Here is a 22,275-nt window from a genome sequence, read left to right on the forward strand (position 1 = left end):
ACGGAAGAGAAAAATTGGGGCTGTGGCAAATTTAGGGGATTTAGAGGACAGAATTTAGTAAATTTATTATAAGTAAAGCTTCTTAACCCCGATTATAATAATCGAGGTTAATTTTTAAAATCAGACATAAACATAATATAAATCAAATAATTAAAAACCTGAGGAGAAAATTTAATGTCTAAAAGTTTAACAGCAAAAGCTATTGCCGCGATATCAGAAAGGCTCTTTATATAAAACCCAAAATTAAATTTTCTTTTAAATTTATATCTCTTATATATAAATCCGGTTTTAACTTTCTCTAAATGATGAAACAATTCAAGAGAGACCAAAAGACCAAGCATCTTAGGCGCAAGCTCCGGTATAACTATTTCTGAACATAACCTGTCTAAAGCATCCCTATATATTATTATCTCTTTTTCTTTAAATCTATATTCACTTCTCTTAAAATTTCCGCTATCTATACCAACTATATTTGCTCCTAATTTTAAAGCAATTTTCCTGGGATCACTATCTCCAAACTCAGACAATACCCAATCTGCTATTTCGTAACCTAAAGAAATAACATCAAAAACAACTTCCAATCTTTTATCTACGGAAAGATTTAGATACATCTTATCTTTAGCAAGCAAAAGCATCGCAAAAGAAATTAAATTACGTTTTTCTATTTCAGTAATCATTTGATCCTTCAATCATTCTAATATATTTTCACAGTTTCATCTACAACCTTATTATCTTTAACAGTAACTTTTATATAATGGTGAAAACCACCCGCAAAAAGAGGAAGATGCAAGGGAGAGCCTGCTCCTCCGCTTACTATATAAACAACTCCTTCTCTTTCGGCCCTGCCATAAGCATGAAGATGCCCGGAAAAAACATATTTTACAGTATATTTTTTAAAAACTTTCATCATTAGATCCCCCATCTGCCTACTATCCATTAAAAAATCAGGGAAAAAAGTTGTGCTATCAAAAACAGGCTTATGGAAAAAAACAAAAATATGATCTTTGCTATTCTTTTTAAAATCTTCAAGCATAAAGTCATACTGGTATTTTGTAAAATTATTCTTTAAGGCGTTATCCAAAACAATAAAATGTGCATTTTCATAATCAAAAGAATAATATGATCTCCCAAAAAAATCCTTGAAATATTTATAGCCTAAATGTACGGCATCATGATTGCCTTTCACATGATAGATTGGAACATTTAAAAGTTTATTCATTTTTATATGCTTATTATATTCTTTTAATTTTCCCTCTTCCGCAAAATCCCCCAAATGGATACAGAACTTTATATCTTTATCAGAATTTATTTTTTCGATAAGTCTTTTATATGTCGAATCCCCCTTCAAACTATCGCCAAAAACAGCAAATGAAAAAGGATAAGCTGGCAGAGGTAAAATTAAAAAAGACAAGAAAATTACCCAAAATAATATCTTATACATATTTTCGAGGTTCAAAATATCGAGGCAAAATAAACAGGCATAATTTATTCTTCTTCAGTCACAACAATATCATCAATCGCAACTCTGTATTCTTTTATCGCTTTAGACAATAATTTAATGTTTTTCCCTAAAACAACATCAGTCAAAATAAGGCCCTTAACTCCCGTATCCCAAATTATAGAAACCTCAGAAACTTTTATGCTGCGTTGAGTAGGAATAATAACAGGCAAATTGGAAGACAAGGCTATTGCAATGTAATTTTGAAGATCTCCTACAAGCAGATCTTTCCCCTTCTGGCGAATGGGAATTATCGCCGCATTTATTGCGTCAATATTTTTAGCAGTAATAGACATCAACTTATCAAGCGTATAATAGTCATCAAGAATTATAACCTTGGTATTTTTAAAATTTGCATAATTATCCAAGGCATTGTGATTGAAATTTATAAAATCAAAGCCAGAAAGAGACTCAATGTCTTTGGGGGCGGAGAGAGACAAATCCAATCCAACGGGGATAGAAACCTCTTTTGGTATTTTATCTGCTTCTTTATCATATGAAACAATCAAAACATCCGCGCCGGATGATTCTGCGGCCTTTGCAAGATCGACCACATTTTCAGGAATATGGACAATAAGTGTTAAAGTTTTTGATTTCATTGCATCAAGCAGGCGACTCATTTTTTCCTCCTTTAGTTTTAATGCTTACTGAACAACCGCAATGTTTTTGACGGTACAAATTATACATTCTGGCCAAATCCCTTCCTTTATAATAATCAGGCCTAAAATCCAAATATAAAAAATCAATACCGACAACTTTGGCAATATCATTTCCAATTGATTTAATTAAATCATGTTTTTGATATGGACTAATCAGCAATGTAGTTGTAAAACAGTCAAACCCCCTGCTTTTAGCAAAGTGAGCTGTCTTTTCAAGACGCATTTTATAACAAAAGTTACAATTCCCCGACTTATGATCCAAATCATTTTCGATATAAATCATCGGCAATTCTACTATGCTGCAATAACGTTCCATAGCCGACTTTCGCTCATAATATTCTTTTTCAGGAAAAATATTAGGGTTATAAAAAAAACCTGCGGCGGCATATCCCGCACAGACAAGATTAACATGTACCTGCGTAGTACAAGGAGCACAACAAGTATGTAATAAAACCTTTTTCTTCACTTAATTAATCCCAACCCTGTTAAAGCTTTTTTTATGATCTCCTTCTCCTGCTTATTTACGGAGATAAGAGGCAATCTAGGAATGCCAACAGACATTCCAATCATTTCAAGCGCAGCCTTTACCGGAGTAGGATTGGCAGTGATAAAAAGGGCTTTAAAAATTGGAAGAAGCCTTAAGTGTATCTCTTTTGCCTTTTTATTATTTCCGGAATGATACGCGGCTATCATTGATGCTATTTCATTCCCCACAACATGGGAAGCAACCGATATAACACCTACCGCCCCAACAGACATCATAGGAAGAGTAAGACTGTCATCTCCGCTCCAAACAACAAAGTCAGGAGGACAAAGATTAATAACAGCAGATGTCTGGTCAATATTTCCCGCGGCATCTTTAAGCCCGACATAGTTTTTTATTTTGGAAATACGCGCAACTGTTTCAGGAAGCATATTTATCCCGGTCCTTCCCGGAATATTATAAATGATAAGAGGGAGCTTCGTATTATCAGCAATTGCTTTAAAATGTTGATAGAGTCCCTCCTGCGATGGTTTATTGTAATAAGGAACAACAATCATAGCCCCATCCACCCCGATCTTTTCAGCCTCTATTGTTGATTTTACAGACGTTGCGGTAGAATTAGACCCCGTTCCCGCTATAACTTTACATTTTGTCCCCACAACCTTTTTTACAACTCTATAAAGTTCATATTCTTCATCGTGAGAAAGAGTAGGAGATTCTCCCGTCGTCCCATGAAGTAAAATTGCATCCGAACCATTCTTTAACAAATAAAGAGCAAGTTTCGCCGTCTTGTCAAAATCAATTGACATATCATCTTTAAAAGGGGTAACCATAGCAGTAATCAATCTTCCAAAACCAGCCATTTGTCTACCTCCAAATCTTTTTTTATATTCTACCACAAAAATGTTGTACAAACTCTACTCAACATCAAATCCAAATGATTTTTTAATCGCTACGATTTTATCTCTCAATTCTGCGGCCTTCTCAAAATTAAGCTCAGTTGAAGCTATAATCATCTCATCTGACAACTGTTTAATTAAAGAAGGTATCTCCTCTTTCGGCACAAATGCCTTTATTTGATTAACCTCTTCAAGCTTAGCTTCCCTTATTTGGTCAGAAATATCCGCAATTTCTTTTACGATTGTCTTTGGTTCTATCCCATATTTTTTGTTGTATGCCATCTGCAATTTGCGTCGGCGGTTTGTTTCACTTATAGCTTTTATAATAGAATCTGTCATTTTTTCAGCATAAAGAATAACTTTCCCGTTTGCGTTCCTCGCAGCTCTTCCTATTGTTTGAATAAGAGACCTTTCCGCCCTTAAAAAACCTTCTTTGTCAGCATCCAAAATTGCAACCAAAGAGACTTCAGGCAGGTCAAGCCCCTCCCTAAGTAAATTAATCCCCACCAAAACATCAAACTTTCCAAGACGGAGATCCCTTAAAATTTGTATACGATCTAAAGTTTTAATATCAGAATGTAAATACCTTACTTTCAAATCTTTTTCATTTAAATATTCCGCAAGATCTTCCGCCATTCGTTTTGTGAGAGTTGTAATAAGAACTCTCTCTTTTTTAGAAACCCGTTTTCTTACCTCTTTTTCAATGTCTTCCACCTGACCTTTTATGGGACGAATAACAACTTCAGGATCAACAAGTCCGGTAGGCCGAATAATTTGTTCCACAATTTTTTTGCTCTTTTTAATCTCCCAATCGGCAGGAGTCGCAGAAACAAATATTATTTGATTTAATCTCTCTTCAAACTCATCAAATTTTAAAGGCCTATTATCATAAGCAGAAGGAAGTCTAAATCCATAATTTATAAGAGCGTCTTTACGTGATTTATCGCCAAAATACATTGCGCGAATCTGAGGGATGGTAACATGAGATTCATCAATAAACATTAAAAAATCATCAGGGAAATAATCTATTAAAGTCGAAGGGGGTTCCCCCTCTTTTCGCCCTTCCATATGCCTGGAATAATTTTCAATCCCGGAACAATAACCGAGTTCCCTTATCATTTCTATATCATATTTAGTCCTCTCCTCCAATCTCTGGGCTTCAACAAGTTTTTTGTGTTTTTTAAGGTGTGCTATTCTTAACTTGCACTCTTCCTGAATGGATTTAAGGGCAAAATCCAGTTTATCTTTAAAAGTCACAAAATGAGTCGCAGGATAAATTCCGGCAAAATCAAGCTTTTTAAGAGGTTTTTTTGTTATCGGGTCTATTTCAAAGATACTCTTTATAACATCATATTCATCAATTTCTATTCTTAAAATACGTTTTTCATAAGCCGGTTGTATCTCTATAACATCTCCCCTTGCTCTAAACTTGCCGCGATTTAGTTCAATATCGTTGCGTTCATATTTTATGGCCACAAGTTTTTTTAACATCGTTTCCCTGTCAAGGGCCTCTCCCACTCTTAAAGAGACCATCGCTTCCAAATAACTTTCCGGCGCACCAAGCGAATAAATGCAAGAGACAGACGCAACAACAATTACATCTCTGCGAGAAATAAGTGACATCGTCGCAGAATGACGCAAACGATCAATCTCCTGATTTATAGAAGAATCCTTTTCTATGTAGGTATCTGTCGATGGAAGATAAGCCTCCGGCTGATAATAATCATAATAAGAGACAAAATATTCAACCGCATTTTCAGGAAAATAAGATCTAAATTCCTGGCAAAGCTGGGCTGCCAATGTTTTGTTGTGAGATATAATAAGTGTCGGCTTCTGAATAGCATGAATAATATTAGCCATGGTAAAAGTTTTACCGGACCCCGTAACACCAAGAAGGGTTTGAAAATCAAATTTCTTCTTAATACCCTCAACAAGAGTCTTTATTGCTTTGGGCTGGTCCCCGTCTGGTTTATAATCTGAAATTAGCTTAAATTTTGGCATTAAATTTTGATTTACCCCAACACCTAAATACTCCTAATATTTCACTTTTAAATTGATTGAAATCCCCTTCATTTATTATAATTTTATCAGCTATTTTTATATAATCTTTTTTCGAAGGCTGAGACTTCATAATCTGAAGAATCTTCTTTTTTTTAAACCCTCTTTTCAAAAGCCTTTTAACTCTATTTTTTTTCGAAGCCCAAACAACCCATACTTCATCGACTAATTTTTCAAACAAACATGGCAACGCGGCATCTATAACTATAAGTCTGTTTTTTTCTTTTTTATGTACACTTTCGACTGCATACTGTATACGTTCTATAATGTTTGGGTGCAAAAGCAAATTAAGTTTTTTTAATCTCTTCAAATCAGCAAAGACAATATCACTTATTTTTTTTCTGTTTGCTGTTTTAAACTCATCAAGTAATTTTTTTTCAAACAACGGATCGGCCAATATTTTATGACCGACAAGATCCGCTTCTATTATATAGGCGCCAATTTTTTTAAAGATTTTTGCGGCTTCTGTCTTCCCTGATCCGACAGGACCTGTTAACCCAATAATCATAACAAACCTTCTTATTTAGAACAACAGTTACAATTTACCATCTTGACAAAAATTAAACATAATATATTATAGTCCACAATGCACTTTAAAAAAACAAAAATAATTATAATATTAATATGTTTACTTATTTTTGCTTCAGGAGCTTTTGGTCTACAATATTTCCCCTACATTACAGGGACACTAGCGCTCCCTGGGATTGACAATCCTTATCCGGGACTGGGCACAAATTACTCTTCTTTAGGTAAAGGGATCCGCACTATATTATGGAATCCTGCAAGTCTTGCAAAAACAGAGAAAGCCGAAGCATATCTAGGGTTAAGTTCAACAATGTTTTCTTCTCAAGTGACAAAGAACTATCAGGTTGAAGATCAAACATTTACCATGGGAGGAGACATAGACGAAAACATGACAAATAAAGTCTTGTTTACAGACGATGTAACAGAAACAAATGCAACAACACGCGAATTTGCCGCCCCCGGAACATACTCTCCATCAAGCGCCAAGATGAATTATAATCAGGCGATTAAAATAGGAGATTTTTTGTCGCTGGGGATATCATCAAGAGGAGATACTAACATGTCTTTTGCGATGGGAGGAAATTTTCCGACTCAATATTTATCTGAAATGAATCTCTATAACTCTAATGATCTATTTGGATCGGGGATATCTGTCGGATCAGATGGAAAATTAACTTTTACGCAAACTTCTCCCGCTCCATTTGTTTATACAAGTGAAGCATCTGCCTGGAGCGGGTTTCTTAGTCAATCCCAACGGATCCCTTTTTCAGTCATATCAGACATGAGAAATGACGTAAAGGTTGATTCAAATTTGACTTTTTCAGGCGCTACAAAATGGAATGATCTCTCCATAGGGATAAATTTTACTCCCATATCCGCAGGATTCAATGTAAACAACACAGCAAAAGCAATAGTAAATTCCGGCACAAGCAATCCATATTTTTATACTCCTAATTTCAATCCAACAAATGAAGCAGATGTCGCAGCATGGGTATCAGACCCAACCAAATATGGAACTGAATCGGGATACAACAAAAGCTACATAGAAGTTCCTGCCGGCGAATCCATAGGAGAAGCAAAGTACACCGGATTTTATAATGCCTCAACAATCAGAACGGATATAGGAATGATGTACGATTTTGGAGATATACTAACTTTTGGGGCCGCCTTAGAAAATGCCGGCGCCGCAAGTTTAAACATGAAAGGGACAGGACAAGTAGCATACGTTTATCATCGTATTAATACAAATGAAAGCATCTCTATAGATCCAACAAACAACCAAATAAACTGGAACTTATTTTCAGATACGTTTCTTAAAATGGAAGGGACAGAAAACATAGGAATGTTATCAGAAATAGGTTTCGATCTTCCTCAACGAACAAAACTAGGAATTACCTTTCACAAGCCTATACTTATTTCATTAGATTATGAACTCCAAAAAAATCCTATAAAAATCAGATACCAAAATCAAAACGGAGAATATGTTGACGCGGAGTTTTCAAATATCCAAACAATAAGATGCGGATTAGAAACACAAGTCTTTGCTTTCCCCGTTTGGTTGAGAGGTGGAATCTCTCTTCTTTTAAAACCAACGGCATCAGGATTGGATTCCACCTCTCAATCAACCTATAACAATACCTTTTCATACGGTTTATTGCCCCTTTCATTAGATTTAAACATGATTACAAATCTTTGGGGTTACAAGTTGGGAGGGACAATGGGATTTGATGCGAGCACAGTCCTTTCTGCCCTTCAAATGGATACTCTTAATTCTAACTTTGGCAAAACCATGTACTATAGCATATCCCTTAACAAAGATAACTGGCACTGTGTAATGCAAAACAACCTGGATATTATATCTACCTCCACCGCATATTCAAACGCAAAGACCGCAGGAACAATCACTGAAAAATCGGAATGGACAAATTATATAACCTTGCTCAAATGGACATCAACATTAACATTTGGCTTTGATTTTTAGGAGAAAAAAATGGTAAAAGACAAAAAACAAAATATCAGAAAGAAACAAAATTATAAAAATATCCTTATATGCTTTTTATTTCTTTTATTACTTATAGTATCTAAATCATATAGCCGTCCCAGTATTTCAATCGAAGCAGGAGGCCAAACACTTTTAAGCGGAGATCCTATTTCAAGTCAACCTTCTTTTGAAATTACCGTAATAAGTTCACAAGGAGTTACTACTTCTTCAATCCAAGCTTCTATGGACAACAACACCTTTGAAACTCTAACTAAAATAATTTCTACCGATAATCCCACAATAACAAAAGCCTTTTTTAATCCGGCAACACTATCAGAAGATATACATTCTCTAAAAATAGTAGCTATAGATGCTAATAGCAGCATCACCACAAAAGAGGTAATAGGTCTTATTGTCCAAGGACAAAAAGAGATCGCAACCCAAGGGATCCCACTATGTTATCCTAATCCATATAATGGAACAGGAAATCTTTCTCTAAGCTATATTTTATCTAAATCTGGCAACGTAACCCTAACCATTCACGATTTAATGGGAAACCAATTAACCAAAAAAACATATACCTCTTTGCAAAACGGCGGGACAGCAGGTTATAACGAAATCACATGGGACGGAAAAACCGATAACGGGAATGCTTTAGGCAACGGCATTTATATATTTTTAATCGTAGCAGATGGCAAAGTCATCGGAAAAGGAAAGATAGCTGTAGTAAAATGAAAAAAATAAAATTACAAACATCAAATAAAGGGATTTGGATTTTATCATTTATCATTTGTATTGTTTTTTCGTCTTTCGCTTTTGCAGGCACGTCTGTCGATCCTTCTCAAACAATCTATATGGGCAAAACACTTGGCATGGGAGGAGCACATGTAGCGCTCTCAAACGACGGAGAAGGATTGTTTTCTAATCCATCAGGCTTAAGTAATATAAAATATCCCAAAATAACAGGAGTCGCCAGAAATATTTTTCTTGATGAAACAACTTATTCCATATTAAGTTTTATCGTCCCAACAAATTATGGCAGTCTTGGAGTAGGTTATGCAAAGGCAATGACCGGAGGAAGTTATGCAACAACAAGAGATAATAACAATAGAATTTCAATAGAGCCAAGTTTAGAAGTTATGTCTTATAACAATAATGTCATACTTTTAAGTTATGCAAATTCTTTTTCACAACTACAAAATTCAATGTTCAGTAATTTGTCGTTAGGCGGCAACCTTAAACTTTTCAACCAATCAATATCTGGAGGAGGAATTGACTCTTCTGGAAGCGGCACTAGTTTAGATGTTGGAGCAACCTACAAAATGTCATCATGGCTTACAGTCGGAGGCAATCTGCAAAATGTACTAGGAGGTGTAATTAACTGGAATTCCTCCTCAACAGATAAAATAGGAGGATTTTACAAGTTAGGTATAGCTGCAAATTTATTAGGCCCCTCAAACGAAGCCTATAAAGAATACCACCAAAAATTAATTGCAGTTTTTGACTATGATTTGCCACATGACACATTACAAGGGTCATCACTTATGCATTTAGGGTTTGAATGGTCTCCTTTGAATTTTTTGGCTATAAGAGGCGGTTTAAACCAGGAATCAGGAGGAACCGGTCTAACCTTGGGTGTAGGGATTGAAAAAGAAGGCTTTAGGTTTGATTATGCTTATGCTGCACGTCCAGGAATAATAGGAGATAATCCTCACTATTTCTCATTATCTTATATAGGAACTGAAATTATAAATACAAATAAAAAATTAAAGAAAAAAGAGAGCGCTTTAAAAATTTTAACTCCTTCAAACCGCCTGATAACGACTTTCGAAGCTGTTTTAGTTTCCGCTACTGCAAAATATACAGCAACATATGAGCAAAAAACCACTTGGACAACTCCTTTAATTTCAAGCTCATCGGAAACAAAAGAGATTCAAGAGTCATATGATCTTGCGGATATCTATATCAACAATAAAAAAATAGGCCAGACTGGCGATATAAAGGATTTTACAGAACCTTTAGCATATGGAAGACATGTTATAAAAGTTATCGGAATGATTACGCCCGAAGCAACGCCTGTAACCTCAGAAGTTGTAATTTTAAGATTTAAACCTTTTAGTGACACAACAATGACCCACTGGGCAATAGAGGCAATTGCCTTAGATTCTGAATTAGACCTTATAAAAGGATTTCCAGACAATACCTTTAAACCAGATGCAGGAATAACCAGAGCTGAACTTATTTCTATTTTAGTCAGAACCTTGGAAATTCCACCTCAAGGATCAGAAGAGGCAAATAATGATCGAACTTTTACAGATGTCAGTGAAAAACATTGGGCCAAAAATTATATCAATCAAGGGGTAAAATTAGGTTTGGCAGAAGGATACCCTGATAATACATTTAAACCAAATAAGATATTAAACAGAGCAGAAGGGATATCTATAATTACAAGATATGCCAATCTTCCTGAAAAGAATGCTATAGTCTTCTCTGATCTAAAAGAAGATTTTTGGGCTAATAAATTTATAGCCTCAGCAAAAGATGGCGGTTTAATCAACTATATAAAAGAGGAAGCATTTAAACCTGATGAAGATTTTTCAAGAGCTGAAGCCTCTGAAGTGTTATACAGAACAAAACAGGTTCAAAAAATGGTCGATGATTTCTGGAAACAAGGCGCCACACAAGAAAAAGGAAAAGTTCCTGATTGGATGCTTGAAGACAAGGAAGCAGTAACAGATAAAACCAATCAAGAACCTGTTACACGGGAAGGAGAAGCGCCAGCAAAAAACGTCGAATCTACACAGGATTAATCCTTCTCTTTCTCTTTGATGGATCCCCGCTTTCGCGGGGATGACAAGTTGCAAAAACCATCATTACGCAACAAGTTCTTTACCTAATCCAAAATCCCCTCCCATCCGTTAAAACCGTCACAGTTCCGCTTAAATCGGTTCTAAAAACAGAAATTCTTCTCTCCTCTAGCTTGCTAAGTGTCGATTTATGAGGATGATGGAATTGATTCTTTTTTCCAACTGAAATAATTGCAATGCTTGGATCTACAACCTTTAAAAAATCATATGAACTTGCTGTATTGCTTCCATGATGGCCGATTTTTAACACATCAGACTTTATCAACTCGTTAGAAAATGTCGCTAAAACTTGATCCTCTCCCTCTTTTTCCAAATCCCCGGTAAGCATCATTGCAAATTTACCGTAAGTAAGTCTCATAACAACGGAATTATTATTTAGCGCCGATTCTTCAATAAATTTATCTGTCGGATGTAAGATTTCGCCCAGAACCCCTCCTCCCAAATCTATTTTTACGCCTCTTCTTGCTAACATATAAGAAATGTTTTTTCTCTCTACATATTCTAAAAAACTCATATATCTTTTACTCGTATGGAGCTGTCCAGAATCCAAGATCAGGCCAACCTGTAATTCTTTTAAAATTGAAGGCAAGCCGCCTACATGGTCATCATGAGGATGAGTTAAAACAACCACATCTATTTTATTAATTCCCTGTTTATATAAAAATGGCAAGACAAAATATCTTCCTGCATCCCCGTTTTTAAAACAAGGCCCCCCATCAATGAGCATAGTCTTGCCGGATGGGCTTCTTATAAATATAGAATCCCCCTGTTTTACGTCTATTACGGATATCTGCAGTTTATCTTTTGGAAATTTTTCAGAATCGCCAAAAGCCCCGTTCCATACAAAGAGAGAGATAAACAAAAGCAAAAGCGTAACTCCCTTTCTTTTATCAAAAACAAACTTCTCTCCCCGTTTCCAAACCTCAGCTATGTATATCAGACCCGCATAATAAGACAAAACAAACAAAAATCCAGGTTGTTGCAAATAAACAGCAGAAAAAGAGATATCACAAAAAACATAAACTATCCCATTTAATATTTTAAGGATTAAAGACAATGAATAATTTAAGATTTCAGCTATTGGAAGAAAAAAACTCCCTAAAATTGTTGAAATAAAACCTATGACAGTTAAAGTTTCAATCCATGGAACAACAAGGACATTTACTAATAACGCAACAACCGAGAACTGGTTAAAGTTATAAAGTATTATCGGCATTGTAACAAGTATAGGGGCTAAGGAAACAGAAACAATGGAAGGAATCCCTTTTTTTTCAAGTATAGGACAGAAATAGACAAGGGCCCATGTCGCGGCAAAGGTCAGTTGAAATCCTATATTAAATATAATCAGAGGATCAATTATCATCAATATAAGGGCCGCAATTCCAAGAGAATTATAGATATCGCCTCTCCTATCAAGCAATAAACCAAGAAGGCTTATCTCCCCCATCACCGCAGCCCTTATCATCGAAGGGCCGCAACCCGTCATAATCGTAAAGATAATATTAAATATAGAAACAAAAACAATTCCTATATTTAGAGGTATTCTTAAATTTCTTACAATCATTAAGCTAAATCCTATAAGAATAGAAACCTGTGTCCCCGACGCAACAAGAAGATGGGCAAGCCCAACTTTTTTATATTTATCTTTAAGATCAGGATCAAGGGGAGACATCCCTGAGCCAAAAACAACACTTGCCAAAAGCAAGTCATAAGGTTTTTCTGTGGTTTTAGAGATAACATCAACAAAGTGACGGCTTAAAGGAGAGATAATCGGAATTTCAGGCTGACTTTGCGTATGAAAATCAGAGGCTGGGAGAGGAATCCACGGCCGCAAGATTATGATTATCAATGCGTAAAATATTGCAATGGCTAAAAACGGACGACTAAACATCAAATAACTACCAAGTCTTTTAATTGGTCAAACTTTTTCTTCCCAAATCTGGGAATTTTAAGTAAATCATCAATTTTCGAAAATGGCCTCGCCTCTACAATCTTTTTAGCAGTTATAGCGCCAATCCCAGGCAATGATTCCAATTCCTGCAAAGAAGACAAATTCAGATTAACTTTATTTAAAACGCGTGTCTTATTATCTGTACTCTGTAGGCTACTATCTGTAGCCTGGCCAGTTCTTTGTTGTCGATAGTCTGTGGCAGGAACAACAATTTTCCTTCCATCTTCAACCTTTTCAGCTAAATTAATTGACGAAAAATCAGCGCCTGGCAATGTTCCGCCTGCCAGGTTTATAACATCGCAAACTTTATCAGAATCTTTTACTTTATATACCCCTTCACGTTTAACTGCGCCGGATATATGGACAAAAACAGAATTTTCCCCATTTTTTCGGGTAAGAGGAGGATCAATAATCAAATTTTGAGGGGATTCAGGGATAAATAGATGATTATAAATATAATATCCGGAACCAATTATGATGGCAATTATAAGGCCAATTATCGTCAATCGCTGATTAGAATCCAATTGCATATGCCAAAAACATAGCAATTTTCATTCCAAATCCGCAAAACCCCTCATGACAGTCACAAAATCTTCAAAAAACAGTTTAAGATCAAAAAATCCCGTGGTTAAAAAGTTTATACCGTGTTTTTCAGCGAATTCCAAGCCTATTCTAACTGCAACATCCGAAAAACTAAGCCGTTTGGAAAAAGCAATAAAAGAATTTTTATGAGATTCAAAATCACTTGATTTACAAAAAGGGATTACCAACATCAAGGCTAAATGAATTATTTCTGTTATGCCGGCAAAGTCATCTATAATTTTATCTTTTTCAGTAAAATACCCCTCGTAATCATGTCTGTTGTAACTAATATCCAACAAAACGCTCTCTCTTTGCCCCCATAAAGATATCTGCCTGTAAAACAATCTGCAATCAGTCAATGCCGCCAGAAAAGAATCAATCACACAAAAGACAAGATCTTCTCTGTTATGTGTTTTAAACTTTGCAAGATCCAAATCATCAGGAAATTCCATCTTTTCTCTTATATGGCCAAATTCATGCAACATTATAACTTCCTGTTGTTTAGATTCATGAATTTCAAAGAAATCCTCATAAACATATAAAAGAAAAGAGATAACGCTTTTATCGGCTATTGTATCTAAATGCTTTATGTCATTCCCAACCCCTATTTCAATGGGGGTTACACCAATAAGACCGCCTTTATCATGAGGCAAATTTCTTACGGTCAAAATAGTAACCTCTTCCACTTTTAAAGCAATAATAGCCTCCATTATTTTCATTGATTGAAACAATCTGTTTATTCCGTTTCTAAACTCCATAGGAACATCGCTTGTAAAAGCAACATGAATGTTTATTGTTTTTCTGGGAACTCTCAACAAACTACTACAATCTGTAGGTTTCCCCGATGATAAAACACGCATTACAATAAAACCTCCTGAATATTATCAGATGGATCCCCGCTTTCGCGGGGATGACAAATTGCAAAAATTGCTATTATGCAACAAGCCCAACATTCATTCCCTAACAAAAACAATCTTGATTTTCCTATAGTTCCTATAGTTTATTATCGCAAAAAAAACAAAGATATTTCAGGATTATTTAACGATTTAACCCCGATTAGGATAATCGGATGGTGTATAAATAGTTGTGTAAATTGTCATTCTGACGAAAGTCAGAATCCATTTCTCTAGTAAAACATAGATTCCTGCTTCCGCAGGAATGACATAAATAGAATTTACACAACATTCTTGACACTATCGATAATATCGGGGTTAAATTTTTCGGCAAAGAGTATATATGTCTTCTATATATCTTTTGGATGCAGTCCAAAAACCACCCTTGTTCTTAACAGCGTTAGGCCCCTCCAGATAGCTTGCTAACGCATAACTTAGCCTGTCACTCCCACTAAATCTGTCAAGTAATGATCTTATATAACGGGTAGTCCCCATGATATTCTGCTCTATATTAAACGGATCTATAACTCCCAGCCCTTGGGCAGTAGAAGGTATGAGTTGTCCCAACCCCTGAGCCCCCGTTGAAGAGACAGCAAATTTATTAAATTTTGATTCTCTGGCAATAAGAGCCGCTATAACTTTCGGATTCAAATTATAATACTTGCAATACTTAAATAAATTATATGATATTTCATCTGCGTCTGCTTCTGAGATATTATTCCCATAATTGATAACAAAATTTCTCACCTTATATCTTTCCTCAGGATCACAAGAAGAAAAATCTTCTCCCGGAGAGTCAAGATCAACCTGGGTACAAAGAGTAGTAGAACTTTCTTTCGAAGAAGAAAGAGAGACTGAACTTCCAGACGAAGGGATGGCATTTTTATTCCCTCCGACTGTACTAAAAATAGAGAGGGTAAAAACAAGTATTACAATTGTTGCTATGGTACTTTCCATTTTTTCACCTACAACCGACTTTATTGACTACCAACTTCCAACTGTAATCCGTAGTTTGTAGCCTTTAATCATCTTATCGCCCCAAAGTACTCTTTTGATAATTTACTAACAAGGAGATCTACAATTTTATTCCCTTTGTGCTGAATTATATATTTTTTGCCCTGAACTTTTCCCAATATCTTAAAAGGGACTTTAAGCAACATACAAATATCAGAAATTGCAAAAATATTTTCAGGATCAATAGTCAACAAAATTCTTGACTGCGTTTCTGAGAACAACAATGAATGAGATGCGATCTCTTCCTCAAAATGAACGGCAGCGCCAATATTTCCCAAAATACAACACTCGGCAAGAGCAACCCCTATTCCCCCTTCAGATAAATCGTGGGCAGATTTTACAACCCCAACATCTATGGCCGTATGGCAAGCAGCTTGAATTTTCTTTTCCAATTCTATATCAAGCAAAGGGGGGAGCCCTTCCTCTTTTTTATGAATAAAACTGAGATACTCCGAGCCTCCAAGCTCGTCTTTATTTTCTCCCAGCAGAATAACCAAGTCCCCGATATCTTTAAAGGCTGCTGTACATCGCTTGCTAAAATCCTTTAAAATTCCTACCATCCCAATAGTAGGAGTGGGTAAAATAGGTCCTTTTGGATTTTCATTATAAAAAGAGACGTTTCCAGAAATAATAGGCAATTCAAATTCCTCGCAAGCTTTTACCAATCCTTCAATACAACGTTTAAAATAATAAAAACGATCAGGTTTTTCAGGATTTCCAAAATTCAAACAATCTGTAAGGGCGGCAGGATCCCCACCTGTCACAACAATATTTCTTGCAGCTTCAGCTACGGCTATTTGCGCGCCAATATAAGGGTCAAGCTTACAATAAAGCCCATTACAATCGGAAGTTACCGCAAGTCCCCATTTTTTATTCTTCATCCTGAGGACAGTAGCATCGCCCCCCGGATAAACAGAAGTATTTACCTGAACCATATGATCAAACTGCTCATATACAGCACGTTTGCTTGCAATATTTGGGGATGATAGCATTTGAAGCATAAGCTTATTAAAATCTTTAGGTGTTTTAAAGTTTTGGATTTTGGATTTTGGATTTTGGATTTCTTCCCAAGGCATATCATAAATCGGAGCATTAGCCAATTCTTCAACCGGAATATCGGCAACAAGAACATCTCCGTTGTAAACTTTAACAAGCTTATCTAAAAGAACTTCCCCTATTTTAACAGCTTCCAAACCCCATTTATTAAATATATTTATAATTTTATCCTCTTTGCCAGCTTCAACACAAAGAAGCATCCTCTCCTGAGATTCTGACATCATAATTTCGTAAGGTTCCATCCCCTCTTCCCTTAAAGGAACTTTTTGCAGATCAATAGCAACGCCAACACCTCCGGCAGCCGCCATTTCAGAAGATGAACATGTAAGCCCAGCCGCCCCCATATCTTTTATCCCAAGGACAACATCTGTCTGCAACGCCTCAAGGGTAGCCTCTATTAAACATTTTTCAGTAAAAGGATCTCCAACCTGAACAGTGGGACGTTTTTCCTCCTCACCTTCTTTAAACTCAGCTGAAGCAAGAACTGAACAGCCCCCTATCCCGTCACGTCCCGTTTTAGATCCGGCATAAATTATGGAGTTGCCGATTCCAACAGCTTTAGCCCGCGCAATTTTATCCTTAGGACAAACCCCCACACACATAACATTAACAAGGCAATTCCCTTCATACGCATCATTAAAATAGATCTCACCCCCAACTGTAGGAACACCGACACAATTGCCATAAAACTGAATGCCGTCTATCACACCGTCAAAAATATATTTATTAAAAGGCTTTGATATGTTGCCAAATCTTAAAGAATCCAAACACGCAATAGGACGGGCTCCAGCAGTAAAAATATCACGAATGATACCCCCTACCCCAGTTGCAGCTCCTTGTTTTGGCTCAATTTGAGACGGATGGTTATGTGATTCCATCTTGAAAATTATAGCTGTATCATCATAGACAAAACCACCGGCATCTTCACCGACCAATGTTTCATATTTACCCTTTTGAGGAAAAAGTTTTAAGTATTTTCGCGATCGCGGATAACCGCAATGTTCCGACCATTCAACGGAGAACATTGCAACTTCTGTAGGAGACGGGTCTCGCCCCAAAATACCAAGGATTCTCTGGTATTCTTTAGAGGTCAAACCCAATTTTTGATAAACTTCAGGTTCTATCACAAAGAGATTTTAACATGTTTTTGGAAACTATTCCAGATTAGCAGGATAGGAAAATTTCATCCTCTCTCCTGATCAGGTTAGTTTTTTATTTCGGACAATGAATTCTATAACGCCCTTCAGTTAAAACGACCAAAACACTTTTGCAGTCAAGAAGTTTTTTCTCTTCATTCTTTAACATTTCCATGAATTCCGATACAATCTTTTGTATATTAATCAACGTATAACGAAACAAAACAACTTTCCCTTTGCCAAACAAACAACCAAACTCCAACAGTCCTCCAAAGTCTTTGTCGCCTGTTAACAGAATAAATCCCCTCTTCTGACAATATTCCAAAATCTCATAATCTTTACGCCCTGCTAACGCAGCATCAAATACAGTCATTATATCAAGGCTTTTTTCACGTAAAGAAGAAATTATTTCGGAATGAACATTTTCATCTGCAAAAAACTTTAGCATTTATACATTCTCCAATATCCTTACTTCTTCCCCCGCCATTTGAAAAGCCGCAAATTCCAGCGCCGCCAATACTCCTTCCCTTGTTAAACTGGGATATCCTTTAAGAATTTCATCTATAGTCATTCCGGAAGCAATTGCCTGTAAGATAACAGCGACGGAAATACGTGTTCCTTTTACTATAGGTTTACCTGAAAAAATATCCTTGTCACAAACTATCCACTCTTCAGCCATATAAAATCACCTCATATATAAATTATATCATTTATTGAATATTTTGACCCAACAAAACCCTATCCCAGAATCACCTCAACATGATGATCGCCATTTTCAAATATAGGGATAAGATTCCCTGCTATTTTTTTACCATCAACAACTATCTCCTTAACACCCCGCGATATATGATTTGGATTTCTTACAACTATATAATAATTGGTCCCGCGATAATTCTTTTTTATCTCAAATCCCTTCCATTTTTTGGGAATACACGGATCAATTCTCAATCCATCATATTCCGGCCTAACACCTAATATATATTGTATCCATGAAACATAAGCCCATGCAGCAGTCCCGGTAAGCCAGGAATTGCGCCCCAAACCAAATTGGGGATGCTCTTTCCCCAAAATATTTTGACAATAGACATAAGGCTCTACTTCATATTGATCCGCAATTTCATTTTTTGCCGAAGGAAGAATTTGCCTCCCATACTGATACGAACGGTCGCCATCACCTGCCAAAGCCTGAGCAATAACCTGCCACGGATTAGTTTGCAAAAAAATTCCCCCGTTCTCTTTTGCCCCGGGAGGATAAGTAGTAGTCCCCCCTATCCGCCAATCAAATCCATTGTAAGCCGGCCAAATTAGAACAAGCCCGTACTTTGTATTCAAATGCTCATGCGCGGAATCAAGCGCAATCTTTGATCTTTTGCTATCCGCAAAACCTGCCATTACCGCCCAACTCTGAACCAAAAGATAGATTTTAGCTTTATCATTTTTTGACGCGCCGACTTTTTTCCCTTCATCCGTATAAGCTCTTAAATACCATTTGCCATCCCATCCTGATTTATTGACCGCCTTTTTAAATTTTTCATGAATCTCTTTATATTTTTTAACAAGCGCGGGCTTATTAATAAATTTGCAAAGCCCCATCATTTCAAGCAGGGCAACCCCAAGCAACATCGATGTCCAGACAGATTCAGCCTCCCCCTTCCCCGTATCCAGATTTAAAGTGTCATCCCAATCCGCCCAACCAGCCAATGTTAAACCATGTTTACCCACATGATTATTTGAAAAGTCTATTGCCGCTTGAAGATGATCTAAAACAGTCCCCTCACCATCCAGGAAAGGGATATTTTCCTTTAAGAAATCAAAATCTCCCGTCTCTTTTAAGTAAGAACAGACTGAAAGTATAATCCATAAATGGTCATCACTATACCATTTAGCGCTCTTTTTAGTCCCCTCCGCGGCATCTCCAACATCAATCTCCCCCGTTAACGGATAGAACTGGTGGGCGGCATACCCTTTTTTATATTGTATTTTCAAAAGCTTTTTTATCGTCTCTTTTGCTTCCTGTGGAATCGTATGCATAACCCCCAGAGTATCTTGAGCTGTATCACGGAATCCCATTCCGCGATTTACCCCAAGCTGGTACAAAGAGACAAAACGTGACCAGTTAAATGTAGATTTGCATTGATATTGATTCCAAAGGTTCAACATCTGATTTACTTCTTTATCAGGAGTTTTAACCTGAACATTGCTTATATAATCATTCCAGTAATTTCTTAAATTTTCAAAGCTTTCATGCACAACTTTTAAATCCCTGTACTTTTCAATAGAAGGAAGGGCAGCTTCCGGCGTCTCATCCACGCCTAAAATAAATACAATCTCCTTCTCTTCTTGTGGCGCAAGATTCACTTCGACACAAAGAGAACCTACTCCATTGCCCCTCAAAACCTCTGAGTTTGAACATTTTCCATTTATTAAGGCCTGAGGATTCGTAAGACTTCTATAATTTCCGATAAATTTCTCCCTATCTGTATCAAAACTGTGTATCTTCGCATTGGTTGAAAAGAAAGTATATCCAAGAGTCTTCATAAAAGGGGCCCAAAAGATTGAATTATCTTCAAAAATGGCCTGATTTATCTGCTGGCACCAATCGACGTTTGTCTGATCTTTTACTGCGTCATAAAAACTAAATTCCGCGTAAGTGAAAAGTTTTAATTTTTTAGGTTTAGAGCTCTTATTTTTTATTTTTAAAGCCCAAAGTTCCAAAGGCTCTTCACCGGGAACAAAATACTTAACTTCCGTTTCAACATCACAAAAAGAAGCACTGATTTTGGTATATCCCATTCCGTGACGGCATTCATAACTATTAAGTTTAGTCATAGTCGGCTGCCAGGTAGCTGACCAGAAATTTTTCGATTCCTCATCTCTCAGATATATATACCTCCCCGGTTGATCAACAGGAACAGAATTATATCTATACCTCAAAACTCTTTTATTTTTCGGGTCTCTGTCAAAACTATATCCGCCACCGGTATTTGAAACTATCCCCCCGTACTTTCCTCCTCCTATATAATTAATCCAGGGAGTCGGGGTATCAGGGCGCTTTACAACATATTCATTATTTTCCATATCAAAATAACCATATCTCATGCAAAAACTCCTTTCTTTCTCAAATTAAATAATATCATATGGTCTTATCGCGCACAATATTGTTAATGGCGCTGACATTTTACAATGCTTGAACAAACTCCGTGGTTTTCGAAATAAGAAGGGTTCCGACAGTTTCACCCGGACGATTAAGCCTTTTAATCACATCATATTTAAGTTCGGTCTCCATCTTCTTTAAGAAACTTAAGGCCTTATTGCAGCCAGACTTTGAAAACTGTTTTAAATAGTTAAAAACCTCACTCCAATATGTAACCTGGTAATCTTCATCATTTAAATTTTTATTTTTGTTTTTGATTTTATCGTTAATATAAAGAGAGATAGTACGGAAATTAATAGACCGATCAACTAAAACAAATTCTGATTCCTCAACAATCTTTTTTAATTCCAAAGCTATCTTCTCAAAATACTCACAATAAAGTCCCATTAACGTTTTATCGCCCAAATCATAAATCTCGGAGTTTAAAGCGTTCCAGTCAAAGTTTCCTTCTTTAAAGTTATAAAAAAGAGGGATTAAACAAAGCGCGGAAAATATCTCCATTTCAGGAAAACTGGAATCAAAAAACCAGTTGTCGGCTACATATAACGAAAGCTGGTCAAGTTTTTTATTTTTAAACATTTCACCAAGAGGGCTTTTTGTCTCGTCACCCGGGAGCCAATCGGTAAAAACCTCAAGCAGATGAGACAAAATATTTTCATCAAGCACAGTAGAAGCCTTTGCTATACTCAAAAGCTCCTTATCTTTTATGTATTTTTCAGCGCTATTATGATTTAACTCATGCAGAAAGAGATTATCCATAAAAGATGAAATAAACTTTTTTGATTTTGTCTTAAAATCTTTTTCGGTTTTAATTTCAAACTGGTTAAGCGTTACTCTTTTTATCTTATCAATTAATTTCTGATCAGGTTCACCCCGATTATTCACACCGATTAAGAAATCGGGGTTGATTTCTGGTTTTACCGTGAATAATCGGGGCTCACTGCTTTGAAAAAAGTCTCGCCATTTTTGGTAGAATAGAAAACGGGCGGAGGTTTCGCGTAAGAATATATTTTTGCCGCTGACCATGGCAGCAACCAGAAGATGGCAACCGGGAGTTACGGCAACTTCACTCTTAAAACGATAGACAAGATAATCTTTTACTTTTTTACAGGAGGCCTCACCAAAAATAAAAAATTTGTGCTCGCCGTAAAAACCGCTGCACAATCTTAAATTTGAGCCCTCCTCTTCTAATAACCTGTTTATCGTCGAACAATCACTTACAGGATAATCCTGACCCCCAAGAGTCAGCCTGAACTCTTTTTCGAGTCTTTTTAATTCAGCTATCTCAGTCGGCAGATTGTAGCTCTTTATCAACTCGGTCAACTTAACATTTAATATTCCAAATGCCAGGTTGCTAAGCTTATCTTCAAGCGGCACCTTCATTAAGTGGTAACAAAAAGAGATCTGAACTGCCTGCCAATTAATACCTTCCGGCAGTTTATTCTGCCAGATAAGATATTGCATTACAGACAGCTTCCTGATCTGCTCCTCAATTGACTTTTCAATTTCTACCACTAA

The 22,275-nt window shown here is 36.4% G+C and carries 20 protein-coding genes; 4 read left to right on the forward strand and 16 right to left on the reverse strand.

Going from position 1 to position 22,275, the window contains the following annotated elements:
• Positions 1-107: 107 nt before the first annotated feature.
• The 7 genes from A2290_00590 to A2290_00620 form a co-directional block, all read right to left on the reverse strand.
• Positions 108-677: a hypothetical protein gene (locus A2290_00590; protein OGC14159.1), complete on the reverse strand. Its 570-nt coding sequence runs from the start codon at positions 675-677 to the stop codon at positions 108-110.
• Positions 678-694: 17 nt separating this feature from the next.
• Positions 695-1,411 carry a hypothetical protein gene (locus A2290_00595; protein ID OGC14160.1) on the reverse strand — a complete coding sequence of 239 codons (717 nt, stop codon included), beginning with the start codon at positions 1,409-1,411 and terminating at the stop codon, positions 695-697.
• A gap of 74 nt (positions 1,412-1,485) precedes the next feature.
• Positions 1,486-2,118, reverse strand: a complete 633-nt coding sequence (locus A2290_00600) for a hypothetical protein (GenBank protein ID OGC14161.1) — start codon at positions 2,116-2,118, stop codon at positions 1,486-1,488.
• Positions 2,102-2,623 (reverse strand): hypothetical protein, encoded by a 522-nt coding sequence (locus tag A2290_00605; protein ID OGC14162.1) that lies wholly within the window; start codon positions 2,621-2,623, stop codon positions 2,102-2,104. Before A2290_00605 ends, A2290_00600 begins: the two co-directional genes overlap by 17 nt.
• Positions 2,620-3,504 carry a 4-hydroxy-tetrahydrodipicolinate synthase gene (locus A2290_00610; protein OGC14163.1) on the reverse strand — a complete coding sequence of 295 codons (885 nt, stop codon included), beginning with the start codon at positions 3,502-3,504 and terminating at the stop codon, positions 2,620-2,622. The genes A2290_00605 and A2290_00610 overlap by 4 nt, the downstream gene beginning before the upstream one ends.
• A gap of 54 nt (positions 3,505-3,558) precedes the next feature.
• A complete protein-coding gene (locus tag A2290_00615; protein ID OGC14164.1) occupies positions 3,559-5,541 on the reverse strand; it encodes an excinuclease ABC subunit B in 1,983 nt (660 codons plus the stop codon).
• Positions 5,528-6,106, reverse strand: coding sequence for a dephospho-CoA kinase (locus tag A2290_00620; GenBank protein OGC14165.1), 579 nt, complete (start codon positions 6,104-6,106; stop codon positions 5,528-5,530). Before A2290_00620 ends, A2290_00615 begins: the two co-directional genes overlap by 14 nt.
• Positions 6,107-6,184: 78 nt before the next feature.
• On the opposite strand from A2290_00620, the gene A2290_00625 reads away from it, so the two are divergent.
• Genes A2290_00625 through A2290_00635 form a run of 3 tightly spaced genes read left to right on the forward strand, consistent with a single transcriptional unit; the run spans position 6,185 to position 10,914 of the window.
• Positions 6,185-8,104 (forward strand): hypothetical protein, encoded by a 1,920-nt coding sequence (locus tag A2290_00625; protein ID OGC14166.1) that lies wholly within the window; start codon positions 6,185-6,187, stop codon positions 8,102-8,104.
• A gap of 9 nt (positions 8,105-8,113) precedes the next feature.
• A complete protein-coding gene (locus A2290_00630) occupies positions 8,114-8,839 on the forward strand; it encodes a hypothetical protein (protein OGC14167.1) in 726 nt (241 codons plus the stop codon).
• Positions 8,836-10,914: a hypothetical protein gene (locus A2290_00635; GenBank protein ID OGC14168.1), complete on the forward strand. Its 2,079-nt coding sequence runs from the start codon at positions 8,836-8,838 to the stop codon at positions 10,912-10,914. Before A2290_00630 ends, A2290_00635 begins: the two co-directional genes overlap by 4 nt.
• A gap of 79 nt (positions 10,915-10,993) precedes the next feature.
• Here the strand turns inward: A2290_00635 and A2290_00640 are convergent, their stop codons facing one another.
• The 3 genes from A2290_00640 to A2290_00650 are packed head-to-tail and all read right to left on the reverse strand — an operon-like array spanning position 10,994 to position 14,364.
• Positions 10,994-12,862 (reverse strand): DNA internalization-related competence protein ComEC/Rec2, encoded by a 1,869-nt coding sequence (locus A2290_00640; protein ID OGC14169.1) that lies wholly within the window; start codon positions 12,860-12,862, stop codon positions 10,994-10,996.
• A complete protein-coding gene (locus tag A2290_00645; GenBank protein ID OGC14170.1) occupies positions 12,862-13,452 on the reverse strand; it encodes a hypothetical protein in 591 nt (196 codons plus the stop codon). The genes A2290_00640 and A2290_00645 overlap by 1 nt, the downstream gene beginning before the upstream one ends.
• A 21-nt stretch (positions 13,453-13,473) precedes the next feature.
• Positions 13,474-14,364, reverse strand: a complete 891-nt coding sequence (locus tag A2290_00650; protein ID OGC14171.1) for a hypothetical protein — start codon at positions 14,362-14,364, stop codon at positions 13,474-13,476.
• A gap of 75 nt (positions 14,365-14,439) precedes the next feature.
• On the opposite strand from A2290_00650, the gene A2290_00655 reads away from it, so the two are divergent.
• Positions 14,440-14,634, forward strand: a complete 195-nt coding sequence (locus tag A2290_00655; protein OGC14172.1) for a hypothetical protein — start codon at positions 14,440-14,442, stop codon at positions 14,632-14,634.
• An 81-nt stretch (positions 14,635-14,715) separates the two neighbouring features.
• Here the strand turns inward: A2290_00655 and A2290_00660 are convergent, their stop codons facing one another.
• From A2290_00660 to A2290_00685, 6 genes are all read right to left on the reverse strand, one after another.
• On the reverse strand, positions 14,716-15,354 hold the full coding sequence (locus A2290_00660) for a hypothetical protein (protein ID OGC14173.1): 639 nt from the start codon (positions 15,352-15,354) through the stop codon (positions 14,716-14,718).
• Between the two features lie 68 nt (positions 15,355-15,422).
• Positions 15,423-17,591, reverse strand: a complete 2,169-nt coding sequence (locus A2290_00665; protein OGC14197.1) for a phosphoribosylformylglycinamidine synthase II — start codon at positions 17,589-17,591, stop codon at positions 15,423-15,425.
• A gap of 88 nt (positions 17,592-17,679) precedes the next feature.
• Positions 17,680-18,051: a hypothetical protein gene (locus tag A2290_00670; GenBank protein OGC14174.1), complete on the reverse strand. Its 372-nt coding sequence runs from the start codon at positions 18,049-18,051 to the stop codon at positions 17,680-17,682.
• On the reverse strand, positions 18,052-18,282 hold the full coding sequence (locus tag A2290_00675) for a hypothetical protein (protein ID OGC14175.1): 231 nt from the start codon (positions 18,280-18,282) through the stop codon (positions 18,052-18,054).
• 59 nt (positions 18,283-18,341) lie between these two features.
• Positions 18,342-20,702, reverse strand: a complete 2,361-nt coding sequence (locus A2290_00680) for a glycosyl transferase (protein OGC14176.1) — start codon at positions 20,700-20,702, stop codon at positions 18,342-18,344.
• A 79-nt stretch (positions 20,703-20,781) separates the two neighbouring features.
• Complete coding sequence (locus A2290_00685; protein ID OGC14177.1) at positions 20,782-22,272, reverse strand: hypothetical protein; 1,491 nt, start codon at positions 22,270-22,272, stop codon at positions 20,782-20,784.
• Between the last annotated feature and the right edge of the window lie 3 nt (positions 22,273-22,275).

Source organism: candidate division WOR-1 bacterium RIFOXYB2_FULL_36_35 (assembly GCA_001771505.1).
In the GTDB taxonomy this organism is placed as follows: Bacteria; Margulisbacteria; WOR-1; order XYC2-FULL-46-14; family XYC2-FULL-37-10; genus XYB2-FULL-36-35.